1 protein-coding gene is annotated in these 1,169 nt (G+C 61.7%); it reads right to left on the bottom strand.

Features of this window, described 5'->3' with window-relative positions; all coding sequences use genetic code 11:
• Positions 1 to 8: 8 nt before the first annotated feature.
• Complete coding sequence (locus FFS37_RS35655) at positions 9 to 950, bottom strand: IS110 family RNA-guided transposase (protein WP_137935559.1); 942 nt, start codon at positions 948 to 950, stop codon at positions 9 to 11.
• Positions 951 to 1,169: the final 219 nt, after the last annotated feature.

Raw genomic sequence — 1,169 nt, 5'->3', positions numbered from 1 at the left:
CTTCGTCATCAACTCTGAGGAATGGTGGCGTCTCTGAGCCTAGCGTTTAGGGTGACGACGATCTTTCGCATGACGGCAGCGATGGCCACCATTGGCTTTTTGCCGTTTGTGACGAGGCGTTTGTAGAAGGGTGCGAATTCGCCCTTTCCCGCTGCGGCGCGCAGGGCTGGCATGAACAGCACGATTCTGACATCAGGACGCCCGCCACGGATTTTGCGGTAGCCTTGCTTTTGTCCGCTGTCGTTTGGGTGTGGTGCAAGGCCAGCAAGGGCTGCTGCTTTGCGGCGTGTCATGGAGCCGAGTTCGGGCAAGATGGCCAGCAGCTTGGCGGTCACGATCGGGCCGAGACCGCCCATGGCCGTGCAGATGGCGGCTCGATGCTTAAGGGCGCTGCTGTTGGCGATCACTTCGCGGATCTGGGCATCAATGATTTGGAGCTGGCGCTCGACGACTTTGATCACGGCCTCGAAAGAGGTGGCGAGCTTGCGGCCGCCAGGTGCCTTGGCGCGGTTCTTCTCTGCGACCTTGATGGTGATGAGTTCCTGGCGGCGGCGAACCAGGGCGCGCAGGCTGGTCTCATCGGTATCGGGCGCCTGCCAAAGGGACAGTTTTGCCCAGCGTTCACGGCCGTAGGCTCTCAACATCGCGGCATCGATGGCATCGCTCTTGCCGTGCGTGCCGAAGGAGCGGATGTAGCTCTTGACCTTGAGCGTGTCGGCGCGATGGCAGGCAATGCCGGCGCGCAGGCACTCTTCGAGCAGCAGGCTTTCATGGCCGCCTGTCGGCTCGCACACGACAAGGTCGATGTGTCTGTAGCTCTTCAGGAAATCACGGACGGCTCTGCGCTGATTGAGGATGGTGCCGGTGGTTGTCCCGTCGGCGACGGTGACGGTTTCCTTGGCGATGTCGAAGCCGAGGCACATTTGCGGTTGTTGGTGCAAGAAGGCCATGCTGGTGGTATCCTTGTAGGGCTTCGGATTGTTTGCGGGCGTGGCGCAAGCCAGCGGCCAATCAACTCTCCAAGCGATGGCGGACAAGACGGCAGGGACCATGATGACGTCGGGTGTTACCCGGTCCTAAGGGCGGTCGCCTGCCGCCGGGACTGCTGGCTGTGATGGGCCGCAGTCCCGGCCGCCAAACTACCCGATCCTGCTCAAACAATCCTAGGG

It is taken from the genome of Mesorhizobium comanense, assembly GCF_005503535.1.
In the GTDB taxonomy this organism is placed as follows: domain Bacteria; phylum Pseudomonadota; class Alphaproteobacteria; order Rhizobiales; family Rhizobiaceae; genus Mesorhizobium; species Mesorhizobium comanense.
Note: the sequence above shows the minus strand (reverse complement) of the source record. Positions and strands in the feature narration are given on the sequence as shown.

What these genes read in the sequence shown, in the direction of transcription:
- FFS37_RS35655 (WP_137935559.1), bottom strand. Translation starts at nt 950, where the DNA reads ATGGCCTTCTTGCACCAACAACCGCAAATGTGCCTCGGCTTCGACATC.